This is a genomic window from Marinilactibacillus sp. GCM10026970, assembly GCF_042660675.1.
Lineage (GTDB): Bacteria > Bacillota > Bacilli > Lactobacillales > Carnobacteriaceae_A > Marinilactibacillus.
Map to the genome: position 1 here is coordinate 29794 of NZ_JBHSUL010000010.1, position 19352 is coordinate 49145.

Below are 19352 nucleotides of genomic sequence, written 5' to 3' on the forward strand. Positions count from 1 at the left end.
GACAACTTCTATTTAGGCATGAACCCTTTCAGTTTTATACGCTTTATAGGCAGTATAGCTTGCACTAATTGCTTGAACAGCAATACAAACACCTGCAAACAAGATAATCGTGGATTGGGTATTTTCAACAATGATGCCAGTAAATGACCAGATGAAGACTAATGGATACAACCAATCTGTATATTTTAACGAAATGTATACACATAGTACCGTTGCAACAACTAGTAGAATCAACGTCCAGTTCAATTCATTTAAACCTAAGATTTCTTGAATATCAGATGATACTGCCCACGTAAAAATGTTGACAATTGTTGCGACAGTAACCCATGCAAAGTAAATAGAAAACGGGAATCGATCAAAAAAGTTGTATCTAATTTTTGAAATCGTACGGTAAATCATCACTAGTGTTAAGAGCAATCCTACGATAACAACTGTCGATAATCCGATTTGATCTCCAGTAAACATAATGATCCATGTCCCATTTAAAGCAAAGTTCAACAATAACCAAACTTTAACTTTATCATAGATTGTTCCTTCAAATTGCTTGATGAAAAATAATCTAACAATCCAAATCAATACACTCAAATAAATGAGTCCCCAGATAGAAAAGGCAAATCCTGCTGGCTGAATTAATGCTTGCTGGTCATCAGCGGTGGAACCTACATCAGTCGCGGACCAATAATTTAAAAATATCATTACTGCAAAAACAACTAAATAAAGTATTCCAAACTTTTTATTTTTTGACATATTCTCTCTCCTTTAACTATTTTTTATAACCTTAGAATTCGAAATAAAGAGAATCAAGAATATCCTGTTGATCGTATTTTTTGATCAATTTTTTCAGATAAGTTTTCAATTTTTTTAATGTACTCTCTTCATTTTTCACTTCTTGAACCAATTTCCGATATTTATCTTGTTCTTTTTCCGTTGCGCTATTTTCTATATAACCCCACACCTGATTTGCAGCATTTGTGCCTGTTGTACTTGTCGGCTCTTCATCAAGGGCGGCCTCAATGAGACGATAAAAAGGAATAACGGGGTAGGATGACTGATTTTGTAGTAAAGATTGAATACTTTCGTATATGTCTTGAGAACGTTCGAGCACAACGTATTTGTATCGATTCCACTCATCATATAGATCTTTGATGTCACCATTTTTAGTGGTTGCAAGGACACATTTGACGGCAGAGAGATTTTTATCTTTTACTTCCAGCATAATATCGATATCTAACTCTTCTACTTCGCTGTAATACTTCATAAATTCATCTATTGCGATAAATTTAGAATGAGAACCTGTTCGATTATTCATCTGTTGTTGTGAATAATGGGTTTTTTGCCTACCGTCTCTAGTCTTCCATGTCTGTTTAGCTTTTTTTATCCAATGAGCGTCTGATTTAGAATCATCACTCGAGTTGATAGCATTATGCAGATTATCATACACAGCTGGTGCGCCGGTTCTTTCGCTAATCGTTAATACCTCTTCAATCGTATAAGAACGATCGTCATTTTCAATAACTAGTCGATCTTTTATATTCTCACTCAAAGAATTGTAAACTTCAACAAAACGGTCCATAGCTGATCCTTTATCTCCATAAACACCCCCGACGTGTAAAATCAATTTACTACTTGAATCAACACCAAGACTGTCTAGAAAAAGCGTATGATATTCAAGATCAGCAATGGCTCTTTTAACAACATCTTCATCTGGCGAATTCAGTACGGTATACTGACCAGGATGCATGGAAACTCTCATTTTGTACTGACTAATTAATTGTCCTAGTTCCTGGAATTGATCAAAAAATTGTTCTGACCAGTTCAGTGTATTTACTTCTTTATCAGAAGCAAATGGTATGATATCAGAGCTAATTCTAAAAAGTCGAATCTGATGGTGTCCATTGAATTCTATAATATGCTTAAGAGCTGTAAGGTTATGCTCGATGAGAGAACTTAAGTGTTCTTCAGTAGCACTCGCTTTTCTACAAGTCTTCTGTTTAGTGTCTGCTACTCCGACTGTAATACAGGGATAACCAATACTCAATTGACGTTCTCTCCTTTACTCGTTGATTGTATAAAAAAAATAGTATCATACAGACCATTTGCCCTTCTAATACTATCCTACATTAATTTATTGTTTTTCTAAACTTATTCGGTTTGAGCTTCTTTTTTCCTATCGTCGTTTAGGCTAAAAAAGCCATTTTATATTTTATCCCCTTCAACCAGTCTGACTTATATAGTCATTTCTTTACAACCCACGTTCCAATTCCTCTGGATACTTTCTCAAAAACAGTCCATTTTTTTCGACTATACCTGTAAGCCATTTAATAATTTTTTCTGATTCAAAAAATACTTCCATACTTCTATCAAAATGTCCACGAAGCGAAAATCCAAGTTCTTTGAAATGGATATTACAGAAGAACACTTCTCTGGAATTGATCTGATACATGAGTTTCAACTCTTCAAACGATTCAATTTCAAAAAAATGAGAGACCGTTTTCTCGTCTGTTTGTTTCAATAACTTTATCCATTGAAACTGTTCAAAGCGGTCTACTTGATCCAAAACAGCTAAATGCATCTGCTCGCTGATTTCATTGTAGGGCATTTCAATAATAATCGATTGATCAGGTGATTGATTATATAATTCTTTAAATAACAAAAGATATTTATTTTCGTATTTTAAATACAGGTCCTCAAAAGCAAATGAGATATTATGAGCTTCTTCCATATTTAAGGTATGAGAGAAAACATCTAAGAGTCTATGCACCGTTTTAGAATAGAAGTCATCTGAATCTGTTTGTATATCTATCAACTGTTTTTTCAAAGATTCTACTTCTTTATGATTAATTATTCGCAAAATTACTACTCCTTTTATAATTAAACTGAGATAAATTCTTAAGCTGTATGCTATTATACCAGTAAGATATACTGGTTACTACTTAATTTATTCTCTATTTTAAATATCATACATGTGATATGATATTTAAATCAATTAACTCGATTTCGGAGGAAAAATATGGTCTGTAAAAACTGCTCCACTTTTGGACAAAAAATCACTTTCCGCTTAGAAGATTCACTTTTAACTCTCGTGGATGAACACTTTTATCGTTCTGGTTACGACTATGAAATTCATAACTCAAATTTAATTACAGATGAATCTGGTGCCATCGATTTGTATGATTTCTTATACGAAATGGGACTCACAAAAGGCATTCAGTTTAAAGTAAATCAGTTGGAATGGAAATCTATCGAAGAGTTTCACGAATATGTAGACGCTGCATGGATCGATTCAATCATTAATGAACATCATTTAACTATGCATTTCCAACCTATTATTACGAGCAATGGAACGATTTATGGTTATGAGATGCTTGCCAGATTTAAAGATGACGAAGGCCAGCCAATTTATCCGAATCAAATCTTCCCTGCTGCCAAAGCTCGAGGAAGAACATTTGCTTTAGATCGAATCTGTCGAATCAATGCCGTTAAACAAATCAATCGTCTTGATGATCATTTAAAGGTTTTTATTAACTTTATTCCTACAGCTATTTATGCTCCCGAACATTGCTTAAGAACGACCACACTAATTGCTAAACGTCTGAAGGTTGATCCTAAAAGAATCGTATTTGAAGTTGTCGAAACTGAGAAAGTAGAAGATTTGATGCATTTAAAGTCTATTCTAACGTATTACCACACCCATGGATTTTCTTATGCATTAGATGATGTGGGCGCTGGATACAATACATTAGATGTTTTAGAAGAACTCACTCCTCCTTATATGAAGCTCGATATGATTTATGCTCAAGGGGTCGCAACTGACTTAGAGAAGCAGGCTATTGCACGTTTATTTCTTGAAAAGGCGGACAAAATCGGCTCTATACCTCTAGCTGAAGGAATTGAGACGTACGAGGATTTTGAGTGGCTGAAAACTCAAGGATATCAGTTATTCCAAGGATATTTATTTGGTAAACCGGAAGACGAGCCTTTGTTGGCAAATAAAATCCCACTTACTTAAGTTATAAGAATCTACCCAATGTTCATATCATTATTGATTTTACTTCGAACCTGTTATACTTAATGTAAGAAATCACAAAGGAGTTGTTATTCATGATTTGGACTTTAATTGGTTTGCTATTATTATTTTGGGTGTTAGGTCTAGTATTTAACATTGCTGGTTCACTTATTCACTTCTTACTAGTTATTGCACTAATTGTATTTATCTTCAACATGATTACTGGTCGTAAAAACAATACCAGGTAGTCGTTACCTGATAAATAAAAAACAGGAATCCTAGGATTCCTGTTTTTTATTTTGCTATTTTTTGAAAGTAATCACTCACTTGCTCTAATTGTTCTTGTCGTGTATTCGTGCTTTCACCATCTCCATCTTGAAAGCCGTAATATCCAAAGTTGGAGTGGTTTCCACCTTCTATGACCTCATACTCTGTTTGATCTGGAAGAAGTGCTTTAGACTCTTCATATCGTTCCTGATTGATAACTTCATCATTCGTTGCGAAGAATGACACGACCGGTATATCAACTTGGGACAAATCAGCTCCATCACTAGGATAAGAGGCTAACAGAAATGCACCATCTACATCATCTAGGTGATCAACCGCGTAAAGCAAAGCACTCGTTCCTCCTAAAGAATGTCCACCTATCCACCAAGGCAATTCAGAAGGATACGCTTCTATAATATCTTCAAAACGATTAATGCCTAGTATAGCAAGATTCAGAGGCATTTGCGGTATAAATACGCGGTATCCACTTTCACTTAATGCCTTAGCTAATGGTAAATAAGCTTCTTTCTCAACAAGACCGCCTTGATACAATACAATATTTCCGAGCGCTTCATCAGGCTCTATTACAATCACATTTCCATCAGTCTTAACTGCCTCATCTTCAAGTAGAGCTACTGCTTCCGGCATGGCAGAATAAGTAACACTTTGGACGTAAGTTAACATTCCGCCTACAAGTAGTAAGGTGATGAGTAGAAAAGAAACAATAATCTTTTTCCAATGATCTTTTATCCAAGATTTCATACGACTACTTCTTTCTATTATAAATTCAGTTCTTTTATCATAACATCTATTTCTATTTTTGTCTTTTTAAATTTCGCAAAAAAATGAACAAGTAGCAGGGCTCTGCACTGTTCATTTCAACTACTATTTTTTTAATATCTTATCGGATAGATTTCAAACTATTTATACTATTAGATTATTGATTAGAAGGAACATAAGGAATAATTTGTGAAGCAAGTGTACTAATGGGCATCGTTTGTAAGGTCACTTTTCCGGGTCCAACGAGCTTGACCAAAAAGGCGCCTTCTCCTCCGAACATCATATTTTTTAGCCCTTTTACTATTTCAATGGAATATGTAATGCTTTCATCGAACATGAATACATGTCCCTGATCAACTAACAAAGTCTCCCCATGCTTTAATTGATAGTCAATTAGAGAACCGTCCGCCTCTAAAAACAATTCTCCCTTACCTGAGAATTTTTGCAAGACAAATCCTTCTCCACCCATTAAACCAGCGGAAAACTTTTTAGTTAGTGCTACTTCAAAATTCACATATTCAGTAGATGCCAGAAAAGCACTTTTCTGAGCCATGATAATCTGACCGTTCATTTCAATATGAACAATTTCTCCAGGTAGTGATGCCGAAAAACAATTTCTTGTTGATCATTTACTGCTCTATAAATGTTTTGAAACATACCTTCTCCAGTTATCGCTCGAGTAAATCCTTTAAAAAGTCCTCCTCGACTTGATGTTTCGAGTTCAAAGCCTTGTGTCATCCAAGACATATTACCTGAACTCGTTATAATCGTTTCTCCACGATATAGCGTACATCTAAGCGCTGGGTACTTTCCTTCAATCTCAAATTTCATTATTCTATTCTCCTTCATTTCAATGATTGAAGTCATTATATCCTTTGACAGAAATCTTTACAATTTATATTTTGGCGAGTGCAAATGTGTACGCCCAAAAGTAGTCTAGTTAATGTTTAAGGAATTAAAAAATACAACAATCATAAGTTACGCAACCTTGACTGTTGTATTTTAGTATTAATGTCTTAAACTAGATTTCTTTATTCAAATAGATTTAGGGTAAGCTTAATGTTTATAAACTCGTATAGTTGATTAATCTAATTCTATTTCAAGTAAAAGTGGTGTGTGATCTTGACGTATTCCAGAATCGATGATATCAGATTTCTGAACTTTTTCAGCTACTCTATCACTAACCAGCCAGTAATCAATTCTCCAGCCTGAGTTATTCACTTTACTTGTCTTCACACGCTGATTCCACCATGAGTATTGTCCAGTTACATCTCCATGTACATAACGGAAAGTATCCGTAAATCCTTTATTTAAAAGTTTTGTAAAGCCTTCTCGCTCCTCATCCGTGAACCCAGCTGATCGACGATTATTATTTGGATTCGCCAAATCAATTTCTTTATGTGCCACATTGAAGTCTCCTGTAGCAAGGACTGGTTTCTTTTCATCCAAACTAGCTAAGTATTCCGCATACTTTTTATCCCAAATTTGACGCTCTTTTAGACGGACTAGTTCCGAGCCAGAATTAGGGGTGTAAACTTGAGTAACATAAAATGTATCAAATTCTAAAGTAATCATCCGACCTTCTGCGTCCATTGTATCCGGTGCATCGATTTTAGGATACGTCACAATAGGATCTAAGTGATTTTTGTATAAAAACATGGTTCCAGCATAACTTTTTCTCGCAGGTTCTTCGGAAATGCGCCAGACATAATTGTAATCCGGGAAAAAACCCTCTAATAGTTCTGCATGTTTTTTAGACGGTCCTGTTCTCGGTAATTTCGTTTCCTGTATAGCGATAACATCAGGTTCTTGTTTTATTATAGTCTTTAACACTTCTCTTGATAATACTGCTCTTGCTGAATCACTTGTCAGCGTCGCATTTAATGAATCCATATTCCATGTAATTAATTTCACTGTTATTCTCCTTTAAATCGTTTTATTCATAACTTTTAATAGGTTGTCACTGCTGATGGATAGTCCACTTCTTGTTCTTATGCTCAATATACCCTTTAGTTTTTGCTGTCTGCTTATTTCGTTCAAGATCATGATACATCTCATCCATATTTTGATAGTGACCTACCACATAATAATGAAGACTGATTTCTTTATTATCTCTATAAATGTTAGAAAAATCTATTAATAGTCCTTGGTTTGTTAATTCTAAAAGCTGGCTTTTAATACTTTCATCCATCGGGTATATCTTTCTTCTCTTATTGGTAGAAAATTCAGCGATCATTTTATTAGCTATTATTTCCTTAAAGACTGACATCTCTTTACAATACAATTTGCAGAACCATCCGTCATCGTGAGCAAGATAAGTGAATTGATTATCTAAACGGTCAAAAAAAGGCGAATTTATAGGTTTTCCGAAATGAGATAAATAAAGTATTTCTGCTTTTTCTTGAGGTGTACAATGATCTAGACTATTTTCACTAGCGTAATCCATCCAATGGAAATTCCCTAACCCATAAATATCCTCTTTTGAAAGCTCAACGATTTCTTCTTTGCCCATAGCTGTTTCCAAAAGCATATTTCTATTATAGTGATTCGTTGTATATTTTCCATCTGTTACTAATATATTATCAAGCTCAATAGGGACATGTCTAATAAATTCATGAAATTCCATACCATAATAGATGTAATATTGCTCACTACTATTAGCACTAATGTAAAAAACATCTCTCGTTCTTCTCGTTATTTCCACTCTCCTTACTTCATCTAGTATATGCCTTTGACTGGGCGCTGTATTTTGAAACTGAGGCTATTATACCGTATCTATCGGTCTCTATACAATTTTGCTTAAACCTTAATAAGAAAATTCATTAAATACTATAAAAAAAGCTACTGTGATTCGCTTAGTTATCGAATCACAGTAGCACGAGGTACTGAGTTTATTTTCTGCGCAACTGAACAACAGTCTCAATATGATGCGTTTGTGGGAATAAATCTACTGGTTGAGCTTGTACGACTTCGTAGCCACCTTCATGCAGTAGTTTTAAGTCTCTTGCTAAGGTTGCAGGGTTACAACTGACATAAACCATTTTCTTAGGTTTCATCACAAGTACTGCATCCACGAATTCTTTAGCTAAACCTTTTCTTGGCGGATCTACAACAAGAACATCTACACTGTCGTTACGGTTATTCCATTCAACCATCAACTCTTCAGCAGCGCCGACTTTAAAGGATACGTTATCTACATCATTCACTTGTACATTACGGTTGGCATTTTTGATAGCTGTATTAACGATTTCAAGTCCGTAAACATGTTTCGCTTTTTTAGCTAAACCTAAAGTTAATGTTCCGATACCACAATAAGCATCGATCACTGTTTCTTCTCCAGTCAGTTCAGCATAATCAATGGCTGTCTGATAAAGAATTTGAGTTTGAACGGGATTAATTTGATAGAAAGATTCGTGAGAAATAAAGTACGTATCTCCTAACAATGTATCATGATAGCCATCTTCCCCGTATAATACACGGTGGTCTCTTCCCAATATAACGTTTGTTTTCTCAGGATTAATATTTTGAATTAAACTAACTAATTCTGGTAGTTTCTCTTTAATCGCTTCAATAATTTCATTTTCTCTAGAAAGATCACTTGTACGAGTAACTAATACAACCATTAATTCTCCAGTATAGTGTCCTCTTCTTACAAGAATATGACGAATATCACCTTTATGATTGATTTCATCATAGGGTTTAATATGGAATTTCTTCAGAATATCGCGCACAGTCACAACGGCTTCATCGATTTTAGGATCTTGAATTACAAAATCTTCTAAAGGAATCAAGTCATGACTATTTTTTCTGAAAAAGCCCGTTTCCATCTTACCATTAATTTTACGAACTGGAATCTGAGCTTTATTTCTATAACCATAAGGCTCATCCATACCGATAACATCTGCTATTGGAACTTCTGGCATTTTTGCAATACGCTCAAATACGCGAACGACTTGATCTTTTTTGAATCTAAGTTGTGCATCATATGATAAATGTTGTAGTGGCATAGTACCTGTCTGAGCATAAACTTTGTCCAAAATTTCAACGCGGTCTGGGCTAGTCGCTAAAACTTCCAGCAATTTACCAAAGGCAAATTTCTTACCAATTTTTACGACTTTGAATGTAACTTCTTCTTCTGGCAAAGCGCCTTCTACAAACACAGGGAAATTATCGATTTTAACTACACCGAATCCCTCATGTGTCAGATCTTCAACCGTTGCTGTGTAATCTTTGTTCTTTAATACTGGTGCTGTAAAGTTATTGTTCTTTTTACTCAAAATAAATACTCCTTTTTAATTCTTACATATAGTATAAAAGCGTACAGACCTAAGATACTGTACGCTTCACATCATCATTTTACTGACTTTGATCTTCCAGTTCAGACACTTGTTTGATAAAGTCAGTTTCCTTCTCTTCCATTGTAGCATCTCGTGTATCAATGTCCAGTTTCATTCCATCAATATCTCCAACCATTTCAATATGTTGTCGGTAATTAATAAATGTAGCTGGTGCATCTCCACCATACTCACCATCTATATTGATCATAAGTTTACGGTCACCAATCGTCTCTGTGACAACTTTACTTGTTTTAGTATACACGATATTTGGGCTATTAATATGTTTTCCATCATTCATTAGTAGTGTGATCAATCTCATGATTTCAACAAGATTCGTTGCTTTCACAATGATCAGTGTAAATTTACCGTCTCCTAAAGTTTTATCAGGAGCGATTTCTTCAAAACCACCTACAGAGTTTGTCAAAGCAACAAATACCATAGAAGCTTGTCCTTCATACACACCATCATCGTATTCTACACGAACAGGAACTTTCCCCACTCTAGGGAGTAATTCTGCTCCTTTTGCAAAGTAAGCCAATGAACCAAATAAAGATTTCATATTAGCAGGAACTTCATAAGATACTTCCGAAAGAAAGCCAGCTGCACCAATATTCATGAAATAGCGTTCTTCTGAAGCTGTACTTACTTTCCCAATATCCATAAACACAGACTGATCTTTTTCAATCACTTTTGCAGCAGCTACCAGATTACCTCTCGGAATGTGCAGTGCTCTAGCATAATCGTTCGTCGTTCCAGCTGGAATGATGGCTACTTTAGGACGTTTTTCAGCTACAGCAATTCCGTTAATTACTTCATTGATTGTTCCATCTCCACCAGCAGCTATCACAAGGTCGAATTGTTCGTCAGCACATCGCTTGGCCTCTTTCTGCGCAGATAAAGGTTCAGTTGTTGTACAGTAAGCACTTGTGTCGTAACCAAAATCTTCATAAACTTTGAGAATATCAGGAAGAGATCTTTTCACTTGTTCTCTTCCTGATGTCGGATTGTAAATAATCCTTGCTTTCTTTCTCATATCTAAGAGTTCCCCCTATAAACATTTTTTAACACTCAATGTTTATCGTTTTTCAATTTCTTCTTTCAACAGTTGGTTCACGACACCTGGATTAGCTTGACCACGTGTCTGTTTCATAATCTGTCCTACAAGGAATCCAATGGCACGGTCTCTACCATTCTTGAAGTCTTCGATTGATTGATCATTATTATCCAAAATCTCATTGATAATTGGAAGGAGTTTGCTCGGATCACTTAATTGTGCCCAACCTTTTTCTTCTACCAATGACTCTACGCTATCACTTCCATTTGTAATCAGCTCACGGAAGACTTTTTTAGCGATTTTTGAAGAAATCGTACCATCTGCTATTAAATTGATCATTTCAGCCAACGCTTTCGGTGTTAAGGCTGTGTCATCAATCCCTAGTTTTTCACTATTCAAGTAGGCAGAAACTTCTCCCATCAACCAGTTAGAAACTTGCTTGGCATCTGCATCAAATGACAATGTACCATCAAAGAAGTCAGAAAGTTCTTTTGAAGAAGTTAACACTTCTGCATCATATTCAGGAATATTTAATTCACGAACGTAACGAGCTCTTCTTTCTTTTGGCATCTCTGGTAAAGAGTTACGAACCGCTTCAACCCATTCATCTTCAATGATGAGTCTTGGAATATCCGGTTCAGGGAAGTAACGGTAATCACTTGAACCTTCTTTAACACGCATCAAAAGCGTATTTCCAGTTGACTCATCATATCTTCTTGTTTCTTGTAGTAACTCGCCACCAGCCATCAATACTTTTTCTTGACGTTCAACTTCGTAAGCTAGCCCTTTACGAACATAATTAAATGAGTTCAAGTTTTTAAGTTCAGCTTTTGTACCAAATGCTTCTTGTCCAAATGGTCTTAAAGAAACATTGGCATCGCAACGCATAGATCCTTCTTCCATTTTAACATCTGATACACCCGTGAATTGTACGATTTGCTTCAAAGCTTCTAGATAAGCATACGCCTCTTCTGGTGAACGCATATCAGCTTCTGAAACAATCTCAATCAAGGGTGTTCCTTGGCGATTCAAATCAACGTATGAGTAGCCATCTGTTCCGTGTGTATTTTTACCGGCATCTTCTTCAAGATGCACACGTTCGATTCTGATTCGTTTCGTTTCGCCGTTAACTTCAATATCAATCCATCCATCGTGTCCAATAGGACGATCGAATTGAGAAATTTGATACGCTTTTGGATTATCTGGGTAAAAGTAATTTTTACGGTCGAACTTTGTATCTTGTGTAATCGTACAATTCAATGCTAATGCTGCACGCATTCCAAATTCAATTGCTCGTTCGTTTACTACCGGAAGTACGCCTGGGTATCCCCAGTCAATGACGTTCGTATTTGTATTCGGTTCAGCACCGAAGTGCGCCGGTGAGGGAGAAAACATTTTAGAATCTGTTTTTAACTCTACGTGTACTTCCAGTCCAATGATTGTTTCTAAATTCATATTTATTTTCCTCCCTTGAAAAGTGGTTTTTGCTTATGAAAATCAGTTGATTGTTCAAAAGCATAAGCCGCTCTATAAAGTGTTTGTTCATCAAAATGTTTTCCGATCAGTTGCATTCCAACTGGCATTTCATTAGAAAACCCACAAGGGATTGAAACTGATGGTACGCCTGCCAAGTTAACTGGAACAGTCAGTATATCAGCCATATACATTGCTAAAGGATCTTCGATTTGACCACCAATATTGAAAGCAGTCGTTGTAGTAGTCGGTGCTACTAGAAAATCAACTTCTTCAAATACTTTTTCAAAATCTTGACGGATCAGCGTTCTAGCTTGCGCTGCTTTTTTGAAATGGGCATCGTAGAACCCGGCACTTAATGAAAATGTACCTAACATGATTCTTCGTTTAACTTCTAATCCGAAACCTTCTGAACGAGATTTTACATAAAGTTCTTCAAGATTTTGAACATTATCTGCACGATATCCATATCGAATCCCATCAAATCTTTGTAAGTTACTTGATGCTTCTGAAGAAGCAATAATGTAATAAGCTGGTATCCCGTATTTTGAATGCGGCAAGCTGACTTCAACAATTTCAGCACCGAGTTTTTCATACGTTTTAAGCGCAGCACGAACAGATTCGATTACGCCTTTTTCTTTTGACTCTTCATTGAAGTATTCTTTAGGAACACCAATACGCATACCTTTTACACCTTGATCGATTCCTTGAGTGAAATCAGGTGTTTCTCCATCATAAGAAGTAGAATCACGTTGATCGTATCCGCTAATGGCATTCAACACTAGCGCATTGTCTTTAACTGTTCTAGTAAATGGTCCAATTTGGTCAAGACTTGATCCAAAGGCAATCAAGCCGTAACGTGAAACGCGTCCGTATGTAGGCTTCATTCCTACTATTCCTGTAAATGCAGCTGGTTCTCTGATGGAACCCCCAGTATCCGAACCTAGTGAAACAGGCACTTGACCAGCTGCCACTGCTGCAGCTGAACCACCAGAAGATCCTCCTGGGACTTTTGAAAGATCCCATGGATTAGCCGTAACTTTGAATGCAGAGTTTTCTGTAGATCCACCCATAGCAAACTCATCCATGTTCAACTTACCAACTGATATCATACCGCAGTCGTTTAACTTCTCAACAACTGTTGCATCGTATACAGGCACAAAGTCTTCTAACATTTTAGAAGCTGCTGTTGTGGTAACACCTTTTGTTACGATGTTGTCTTTGATTCCAATGGGCAAACCACTCAAAATATTGTTCGGATCAATACCGGCTTCATCCATAGCACGTGCTTTAGCTAAAGCGTCTGTTTTACTTAACTCAAGAAAAGCACCTACGTTTGCTTCTGTTTCTTCAATTCTATCGTATACAGCCTCCATGATTTGGAGCGATGTCAACTCACCTTTGACGAGCAGTTCATGTAATTCCTCTAACGTATGATCTAATATCGTCATTATGCTCCACTCTCCCCATTATCCATAATTGCGGGTACTTTGATAAACCCATCTTGTTTGGTTTTAACATTTGTAAACAAGTCTTCTCTAGAGACTTCAAGCTTCGCTTTATCCTCACGAAGTACACTGTGATGGGTAATGCCATGATACGTGCCTTCTACACCTGTCGTATCCAGATCTTCTAATTGTTCCACCATGTTAATGATTTTGTCCATGCCTTCAGTAAAGTCATGGATCTCTTCTTCTTTGAATTCAAGCTTGGCCAGTTTAGCAACGTGCTTAACTGTTTCTTCGTTTATAGACATATAGGTAATTCCCTCCAGATTGATAATATACCGTTCAAATTGCTTAATTAAAGACGTGTGTCGTAAAGTCGGTTTCTTCCGCATCTCGCTTCAGGAATGATTCAATACCATTCAAGGATTCTACTTTAATTTCAATGGGTAGATTTTCTGATAGATATGAATTCGCTGCTTCGTTCAAATACTGAGTGAAGGCAATAATCTCGCCTTTTCCATAAAATTGTGTAACGATTTCGATTTGAAGACTAACTAAGTTATCGTCAACGTAATGCGCAACCCCTGTGATACCACTTAAATTAGGAAAAAAGTTTTCTACTTTTGATTTAAAATTGGCAAAACTATTTCCTTCCGCACTCTGCATGCCTTCTACCGGAAATACGAGTCTACTTTCATTGACTTGGTTCCAGTTAGAGATAGAATCTGCTCCGTTTTCACTAAGACCTTCAGAAATATAAACCCCGCCAGCAAAATTATCTCGAGTAGATTGTTGATAAAGTCCAACCATGATTGGAACTGTTCCTACGCCTTCTAGTTCACGCATTCTCGAAACAATTTCATTCCCAATTCTTTGTCCTTCTCGTAACAAATCTTCTTTACTAATTTCTTGCTGTTGTTCCTGCTGCTGATCGTTGCGATAATAATCAACGGAATTCAATGATAACCCTATACTGATTCCAGCAAGTTGAATTCCATCGTCAGTCTGGGTATAGAAATCTTGTTCTAAAATAGAACTCAGATAATTCGGTGCTCTCGATTCAGGATCTTGACTTCCATTATCTTCTGGATTCAACCCAAGAATCGTTTCTCCTTCTTCTATCTGCTCTTCAGTAAGTGGCTCAGCACGACGTAACCAACTAGTAGCTAAATTCGCGGGAAGCAGTTGTCCTTCTTGAAAATAATGATTATCCGTTGAAAAATACTTATGCGACAGTCTCATTAAATCCTCTTCAAATGTTTTGATATTCACGTTTGAATTTAGAGATCTCGTTATTCCACGATTTTGGCTAGGCTCATAGGTACCTTCTTCAGTAATTAATGGGCGATAATAATTATCATCGATTCTAGTTTCAACAACAACTGAATCATTACTTTCTGCTGCTTCCCCATCATTTTCTTCAGTCTGTTCAACCGGCTGCTCTTCTGTTCCCACCGAGTCAGGAAGACTATTGCAGGAAGCTAGAAATAAAGTTAGTCCAGTTAAACTTGCCAGTATCAACTTTTTGTTCATAGATGTTACCTCACTTTCAAAATCATTGACCAATCTCATTTATTAACGCTTCTTCATCCCAAACAGGTACTTCTAATTCTTGGGCTTTAGTCAATTTGCTACCCGCGTCCGCACCTGCAATCAGTATATCTGTTTTTTTAGAAATACTACCTGTAACATTTGCTCCTAACCTTGTCAGTGTTTCTTTTAACTCATTTCGCTTATAGTGCTCTAATTTACCTGTTATAACAATTGTCTTATCGTAGAAAACGGACGTCGTATCAGCTGTTTCCACTTTTTTCGGTCCAGTATAAGTCATATTGACACCATGTGCTTTAAGTTTATCAAGTAAATCGATGGCCGCTTCTAGTTCAAAAAAGGCCACAACACTTTCTGCAATGATTTCCCCAATACCTTCTATCACTTGTATATCTTCTTGAGTAGCTTGCTTTAAAGCTTCAATCGTTTCATATTTTTCAGACAATAGTCGTGCTGCCTTGGCTCCAACATGCTTGATTCCAAGTCCAAATAATAATCTCTCCATAGAATTCCTTTTTGATCCTTCTATGGCTTTCAACAAATTGTCAGCAGACTTCTCGGCGATTTTATCTAATGTCATTAACTGCTCTAAATCTAAATCATACAAATTTGACACATCTTCAACAAGGTGACGTTCAAAGAGCTGAATAACAATTTTCTCACCTAATCCATCGATATTCATGGCGTTGCGGGAAACAAAGTGAATCAATCTTTCTTTAGCTTGCGCAGGACATTTAGGATTTACACATCTCAAAGCGACTTCGTCTTCTAAATGAACGAGTTCACTCTCACAAGCTGGGCAATTTACTGGTATCTCACAAGGAACACTATTTTCAGTTCGCGAATCAAAGTCGACGCGTACCACTTCTGGAATAATATCACCAGCTTTACGAACGAATACCAGATCATCCAGACGAATATCTCTTTCTTTAATCAAATCAACATTATGCAAACTAGCTCTTTTCACAGTCGTACCGGCCAACTGGACAGCATCCATGATTGCAGTAGGTGTTACAACACCTGTTCTTCCAACAGACCATTCGATTTCGTTGATCCGTGTCTTCGTTTCCTCAGCTGGGAACTTATAAGCAATGGCCCATCTAGGCGCTTTTACTGTATAGCCCGCTTGCTCCTGCTCATCAAACCGATTCACTTTGATTACGATACCGTCAATTTCATATGGCAACTGAGATCTTTTCTCTTGGTACTCTTCGATATACGACCAGACACCTTCAATGGATTGAAAGATAGCACGGTCCGGATTCGTTCTTAAACCAAGCTTTTCAAGAGTCTCTAAAGCTTCACTTTGCGTCTCTATTTCCAATTCTCCATACTGTACCATGGAATATAAAAAGAGGTTTAAATTTCTAGAGGCTGTTACTTTTGGGTCAAGATTTCTTAACGTTCCAGCCGCAGCATTTCTAGGATTAGCAAAAACGGCTTCTCCTTGTTCTTCTCTGTCTGTATTCAACTTGATAAAAGAAGCTTTTGGCATATAGATTTCACCGCGTGCCTCAATACTTACAGGACGTCTTAATTTAAGCGGGACTGCTTTGATTGTTTTCACGTTGCCTGTCACATTTTCTCCGACGCGTCCGTCTCCTCTGGTAACAGCCTGCGTCAGTTTTCCTTCTTCATATTTAAGCGATACAGCTAATCCATCGATTTTCAGCTCACACTCGTATTCAATTTCTCCGCTAACTAATTGCTGAACGCGTTTATCAAATGCTTGTAAACCTTCAAAGTCAAATGCATTATCCAAACTTAACATCGGTAAATCGTGTTCTACTTTTTCAAATCCCGGTAGCAAGGTTCCGCCGACTCTTTGAGTAGGTGAATCCTGCTGAATGAGAGCAGGATAGGTTTCTTCCAGATGTAAGAGTTCGTGGTAGAGTTTATCGTATTCGCTATCCTCGATCGACGGTCGGTCCAGAACATAATATTCATGACTATAACGATCTAAAAGAGTAATCAGTTCATCAACTCTTTCTTGAGCTTGTTTAAAATCATTATCTAGTACCATATTCCTGCTCCTTTCGGTCTTTTCAATCCTTATACTTTTTCAATCGGTGCAAAAGTGGCTAATAGTGGTTTGATTCCAATTCCTGGAAAGGCGATATCCAATTGAAGGTCTTGTCCAGAACCACTGATTTTGACAACTGTTCCAATCCCCCAAGCCTTGTGGTTGGCTTTGTCGCCTACCGTCCATTCAAGACTTTCTGCACCACTATTACCTGTGGGATGTGTGTAGACGGTTTTAACTTTTTTATTTGTTGGAGTATGATCATTCGATCTGTTACCAAAGCCTTTATTGATTCCATTAGAAAATGGTCGCAAACTATTGGACTCTAGTCTTTCCAGCAAGTCTTCTTCAATCTCATCCAAGAACCTAGAAGGTCGATTCATCTGAGTTTTCCCGTAAAGGGTTCTATTCATAGCATTTGAAAGATATAGTTTCTGTTCCGCTCTTGTGATTCCAACGTAAGCCAGACGTCTTTCTTCTTCCATTTCTTTCTCGTCCAGTTCTGCTCGTGATAACGGGAACAATCCGTCTTCCATACCAATCAAGAAGACAACTGGAAATTCTAAACCTTTTGCAGCATGCAATGTCATTAACGTGATCTCACTTGCTGGCTCGTCTGATTCATCTCTGTCTAGATCAGATAATAAGGCAAGATCAGTTAGGAAAGAAATCAAGCTTTTGTCTTCTTGAGGGTCTTCATCAAATTGTTGTGTAACAGAAAGAAATTCATTAATATTTTCAATTCGTGCTTCTGATTCAAGAGTACGCTCTTTTTTTAACGTTGGTAGATAGTCACTTTTATCCAAGATTTCCTCTGTCAATTCTGTAACCGTTAAATACTCAGCCATTTTTCTGAAGTCATTCAACATAGTTGCAAAGACTTCCAGCTTATTGGCCGCTCGCCCAGTGAGATTGGTGACTTGAGCATTCAATGCAGCTTCATATAAAGACCATCCCATTTCTTCTGCTGACAGTCTTAGTTTATCTACTGAACTTGTCCCAATACCTCTTTTAGGGACATTCACAACTCTACTGAAACTCAAGTTATCTGATGGGTTCGCAATCAATGTAAGATAGGCAAGAATATCTTTGATTTCTTTTCTATCATAGAATTTGTGCCCCCCTACCATTCGGTAAGGAATATTGGTTTTGATCAGTGTTTCTTCCATGACCCTTGATTGAGCATTTGTTCTATAAAGAACTGCAAAGTCATCGTATTTCTTTTTGGAATCATTTTCCATCTCTTCTTTGATTTGCTGAATGATGTACCTTGATTCTTCATGCTCGTTTCCAGCACGATAATAAACAATCTTATGACCATCGTGGTTATCGGTCCATAGTTTTTTATCTTTACGATTAATATTATTAGAGATCACATGATTGGCAGCTGCAAGGATATTTTTGGTTGAACGATAATTCTGTTCAAGGAAAATCACCTTAGCTTCTGGATAGTCTTTTTCAAAGTTCATGATGTTTTCCATATCAGCTCCACGCCAACCATAGATACTTTGATCCGCATCTCCAACAACACAGATGTTGCGCAAACGATCTGCAAGTAGTTGTACTAATCGGTATTGAGCATGGTTTGTATCCTGATACTCATCTACGTGAATATATTGAAACTTTGTTTGATAAACTTTCAGCGTCTCAGGTTGTTCTTCAAATAGTCTTACAGTCAGCATAATCAAATCATCAAAATCTACTGCCTGAGCTGTTCTAAGTTCTCGCTGATAATCATCGTAACAATCTGCAACGATCTTTCCGAAGTAATCACTCGCTTGCGCACGAAATTCAGCTTCATTTTGTAATTTATTTTTTGCATTGCTAATCTCAGATAAAATAGCTCTTGGGTTATACTTTTTAGGATCTATATTTTGTCTTTTTAGTATTCTTTTCATCAACGTTTGTTGTTCGCCAGGATCACTGATTGTGAAAGAACGATTATAACCGATTTGATCGGCTTCTCTTCTTAAAATACGGACACACATCGAGTGAAAAGTAGAGACCCATACGTCGCTCCCGCCGTCTTTGACGAGCTTTGAGACACGGGCTTTCATTTCTGATGCGGCTTTATTTGTAAAGGTTATCGCTAATATATTCCAAGGGTTTACGCCTTTTTCTTCAATCAGGTAAGAAATACGGTGAGTCAGTACTCTTGTTTTACCTGAACCGGCTCCTGCCATAATCAATAGTGGCCCTTCAGTATATGCAGCTGCTTCTTTTTGTTTGGGATTCATTCCGTTTAAAATATCTTTACGCAGTACCAATATTGTCATCCTCTCGGGTAGTCATACATTCCTATATTATACAGAAAACGAGTGCTTCTTTCTATAGAACAAGGCATTCCATCATCTAAATCTTAGATTGTTTCTGATCCGTGTTATTGGATCACGCTTCGTAATGTCTTATAAAT

General features: G+C 36.9%; 16 protein-coding genes and 1 pseudogene. 2 read left to right on the plus strand and 15 right to left on the minus strand.

Going from position 1 to position 19352, the window contains the following annotated elements:
- Positions 1 to 12 precede the first annotated feature (12 nt).
- The 3 genes from ACFP65_RS03730 to ACFP65_RS03740 form a co-directional block, all read right to left on the minus strand.
- Positions 13 to 747 (minus strand): TspO/MBR family protein, encoded by a 735-nt coding sequence (locus ACFP65_RS03730; protein WP_379916012.1) that lies wholly within the window; start codon positions 745 to 747, stop codon positions 13 to 15.
- A 31-nt stretch (positions 748 to 778) separates the two neighbouring features.
- Positions 779 to 2038: a UV DNA damage repair endonuclease UvsE gene (gene uvsE, locus ACFP65_RS03735; protein WP_379916014.1), complete on the minus strand. Its 1260-nt coding sequence runs from the start codon at positions 2036 to 2038 to the stop codon at positions 779 to 781.
- A 204-nt stretch (positions 2039 to 2242) separates the two neighbouring features.
- A complete protein-coding gene (locus ACFP65_RS03740; protein ID WP_379916016.1) occupies positions 2243 to 2851 on the minus strand; it encodes a hypothetical protein in 609 nt (202 codons plus the stop codon).
- Positions 2852 to 3010: 159 nt separating this feature from the next.
- On the opposite strand from ACFP65_RS03740, the gene ACFP65_RS03745 reads away from it, so the two are divergent.
- Positions 3011 to 4009 carry an EAL domain-containing protein gene (locus ACFP65_RS03745; RefSeq protein ID WP_379916018.1) on the plus strand — a complete coding sequence of 333 codons (999 nt, stop codon included), beginning with the start codon at positions 3011 to 3013 and terminating at the stop codon, positions 4007 to 4009.
- Positions 4010 to 4101: 92 nt separating this feature from the next.
- The gene (locus ACFP65_RS03750) at positions 4102 to 4254 is read left to right on the plus strand and encodes a lmo0937 family membrane protein (RefSeq protein WP_379916020.1); all 153 of its coding nucleotides are present in this window, start codon (positions 4102 to 4104) and stop codon (positions 4252 to 4254) included.
- 46 nt (positions 4255 to 4300) lie between these two features.
- Here ACFP65_RS03750 and ACFP65_RS03755 read toward each other — a convergent pair whose 3' ends face one another.
- From ACFP65_RS03755 to pcrA, 12 genes and pseudogenes are all read right to left on the minus strand, one after another.
- Positions 4301 to 5035: an alpha/beta hydrolase gene (locus ACFP65_RS03755; protein WP_379916022.1), complete on the minus strand. Its 735-nt coding sequence runs from the start codon at positions 5033 to 5035 to the stop codon at positions 4301 to 4303.
- A 175-nt stretch (positions 5036 to 5210) separates the two neighbouring features.
- Positions 5211 to 5920: pseudogene (locus ACFP65_RS03760) on the minus strand (TIGR00266 family protein).
- A gap of 216 nt (positions 5921 to 6136) precedes the next feature.
- The gene (locus tag ACFP65_RS03765; RefSeq protein ID WP_379916024.1) at positions 6137 to 6967 is read right to left on the minus strand and encodes an exodeoxyribonuclease III; all 831 of its coding nucleotides are present in this window, start codon (positions 6965 to 6967) and stop codon (positions 6137 to 6139) included.
- A gap of 46 nt (positions 6968 to 7013) precedes the next feature.
- Positions 7014 to 7757, minus strand: a complete 744-nt coding sequence (locus tag ACFP65_RS03770; protein ID WP_379916026.1) for a hypothetical protein — start codon at positions 7755 to 7757, stop codon at positions 7014 to 7016.
- A gap of 187 nt (positions 7758 to 7944) precedes the next feature.
- Positions 7945 to 9330 carry a 23S rRNA (uracil(1939)-C(5))-methyltransferase RlmD gene (rlmD, locus tag ACFP65_RS03775; protein WP_379916028.1) on the minus strand — a complete coding sequence of 462 codons (1386 nt, stop codon included), beginning with the start codon at positions 9328 to 9330 and terminating at the stop codon, positions 7945 to 7947.
- Between the two features lie 79 nt (positions 9331 to 9409).
- A complete protein-coding gene (locus tag ACFP65_RS03780; RefSeq protein ID WP_379916030.1) occupies positions 9410 to 10423 on the minus strand; it encodes a diacylglycerol kinase family lipid kinase in 1014 nt (337 codons plus the stop codon).
- A 42-nt stretch (positions 10424 to 10465) separates the two neighbouring features.
- On the minus strand, positions 10466 to 11899 hold the full coding sequence (gene gatB / locus ACFP65_RS03785) for an Asp-tRNA(Asn)/Glu-tRNA(Gln) amidotransferase subunit GatB (RefSeq protein WP_379916032.1): 1434 nt from the start codon (positions 11897 to 11899) through the stop codon (positions 10466 to 10468).
- A gap of 2 nt (positions 11900 to 11901) precedes the next feature.
- Positions 11902 to 13371 carry an Asp-tRNA(Asn)/Glu-tRNA(Gln) amidotransferase subunit GatA gene (gatA, locus tag ACFP65_RS03790; RefSeq protein WP_379916057.1) on the minus strand — a complete coding sequence of 490 codons (1470 nt, stop codon included), beginning with the start codon at positions 13369 to 13371 and terminating at the stop codon, positions 11902 to 11904.
- Positions 13368 to 13673, minus strand: coding sequence for an Asp-tRNA(Asn)/Glu-tRNA(Gln) amidotransferase subunit GatC (gene gatC / locus ACFP65_RS03795; RefSeq protein ID WP_225743469.1), 306 nt, complete (start codon positions 13671 to 13673; stop codon positions 13368 to 13370). The genes gatA and gatC overlap by 4 nt, the downstream gene beginning before the upstream one ends.
- Before the next feature lie 43 nt (positions 13674 to 13716).
- Positions 13717 to 14937, minus strand: coding sequence for a CamS family sex pheromone protein (locus tag ACFP65_RS03800; protein ID WP_379916034.1), 1221 nt, complete (start codon positions 14935 to 14937; stop codon positions 13717 to 13719).
- Entirely contained in the window at positions 14921 to 16939 is a 2019-nt protein-coding gene (ligA, locus tag ACFP65_RS03805) for an NAD-dependent DNA ligase LigA (RefSeq protein ID WP_379916036.1), read from the minus strand. The genes ACFP65_RS03800 and ligA overlap by 17 nt, the downstream gene beginning before the upstream one ends.
- 29 nt (positions 16940 to 16968) lie before the next feature.
- On the minus strand, positions 16969 to 19206 hold the full coding sequence (gene pcrA, locus ACFP65_RS03810) for a DNA helicase PcrA (protein WP_379916038.1): 2238 nt from the start codon (positions 19204 to 19206) through the stop codon (positions 16969 to 16971).
- Positions 19207 to 19352 lie beyond the last annotated feature (146 nt).

What these genes read in the sequence shown, in the direction of transcription:
- ACFP65_RS03750 (WP_379916020.1), top strand. Translation starts at nt 4,102, where the DNA reads ATGATTTGGACTTTAATTGGTTTGCTATTATTATTTTGGGTGTTAGGT.
- gatB (WP_379916032.1), bottom strand. Translation starts at nt 11,899, where the DNA reads ATGAATTTAGAAACAATCATTGGACTGGAAGTACACGTAGAGTTAAAA.
- ligA (WP_379916036.1), bottom strand. Translation starts at nt 16,939, where the DNA reads ATGGTACTAGATAATGATTTTAAACAAGCTCAAGAAAGAGTTGATGAA.
- ACFP65_RS03755 (WP_379916022.1), bottom strand. Translation starts at nt 5,035, where the DNA reads ATGAAATCTTGGATAAAAGATCATTGGAAAAAGATTATTGTTTCTTTT.
- gatC (WP_225743469.1), bottom strand. Translation starts at nt 13,673, where the DNA reads ATGTCTATAAACGAAGAAACAGTTAAGCACGTTGCTAAACTGGCCAAG.
- ACFP65_RS03780 (WP_379916030.1), bottom strand. Translation starts at nt 10,423, where the DNA reads ATGAGAAAGAAAGCAAGGATTATTTACAATCCGACATCAGGAAGAGAA.
- ACFP65_RS03800 (WP_379916034.1), bottom strand. Translation starts at nt 14,937, where the DNA reads ATGAGATTGGTCAATGATTTTGAAAGTGAGGTAACATCTATGAACAAA.
- ACFP65_RS03730 (WP_379916012.1), bottom strand. Translation starts at nt 747, where the DNA reads ATGTCAAAAAATAAAAAGTTTGGAATACTTTATTTAGTTGTTTTTGCA.
- ACFP65_RS03745 (WP_379916018.1), top strand. Translation starts at nt 3,011, where the DNA reads ATGGTCTGTAAAAACTGCTCCACTTTTGGACAAAAAATCACTTTCCGC.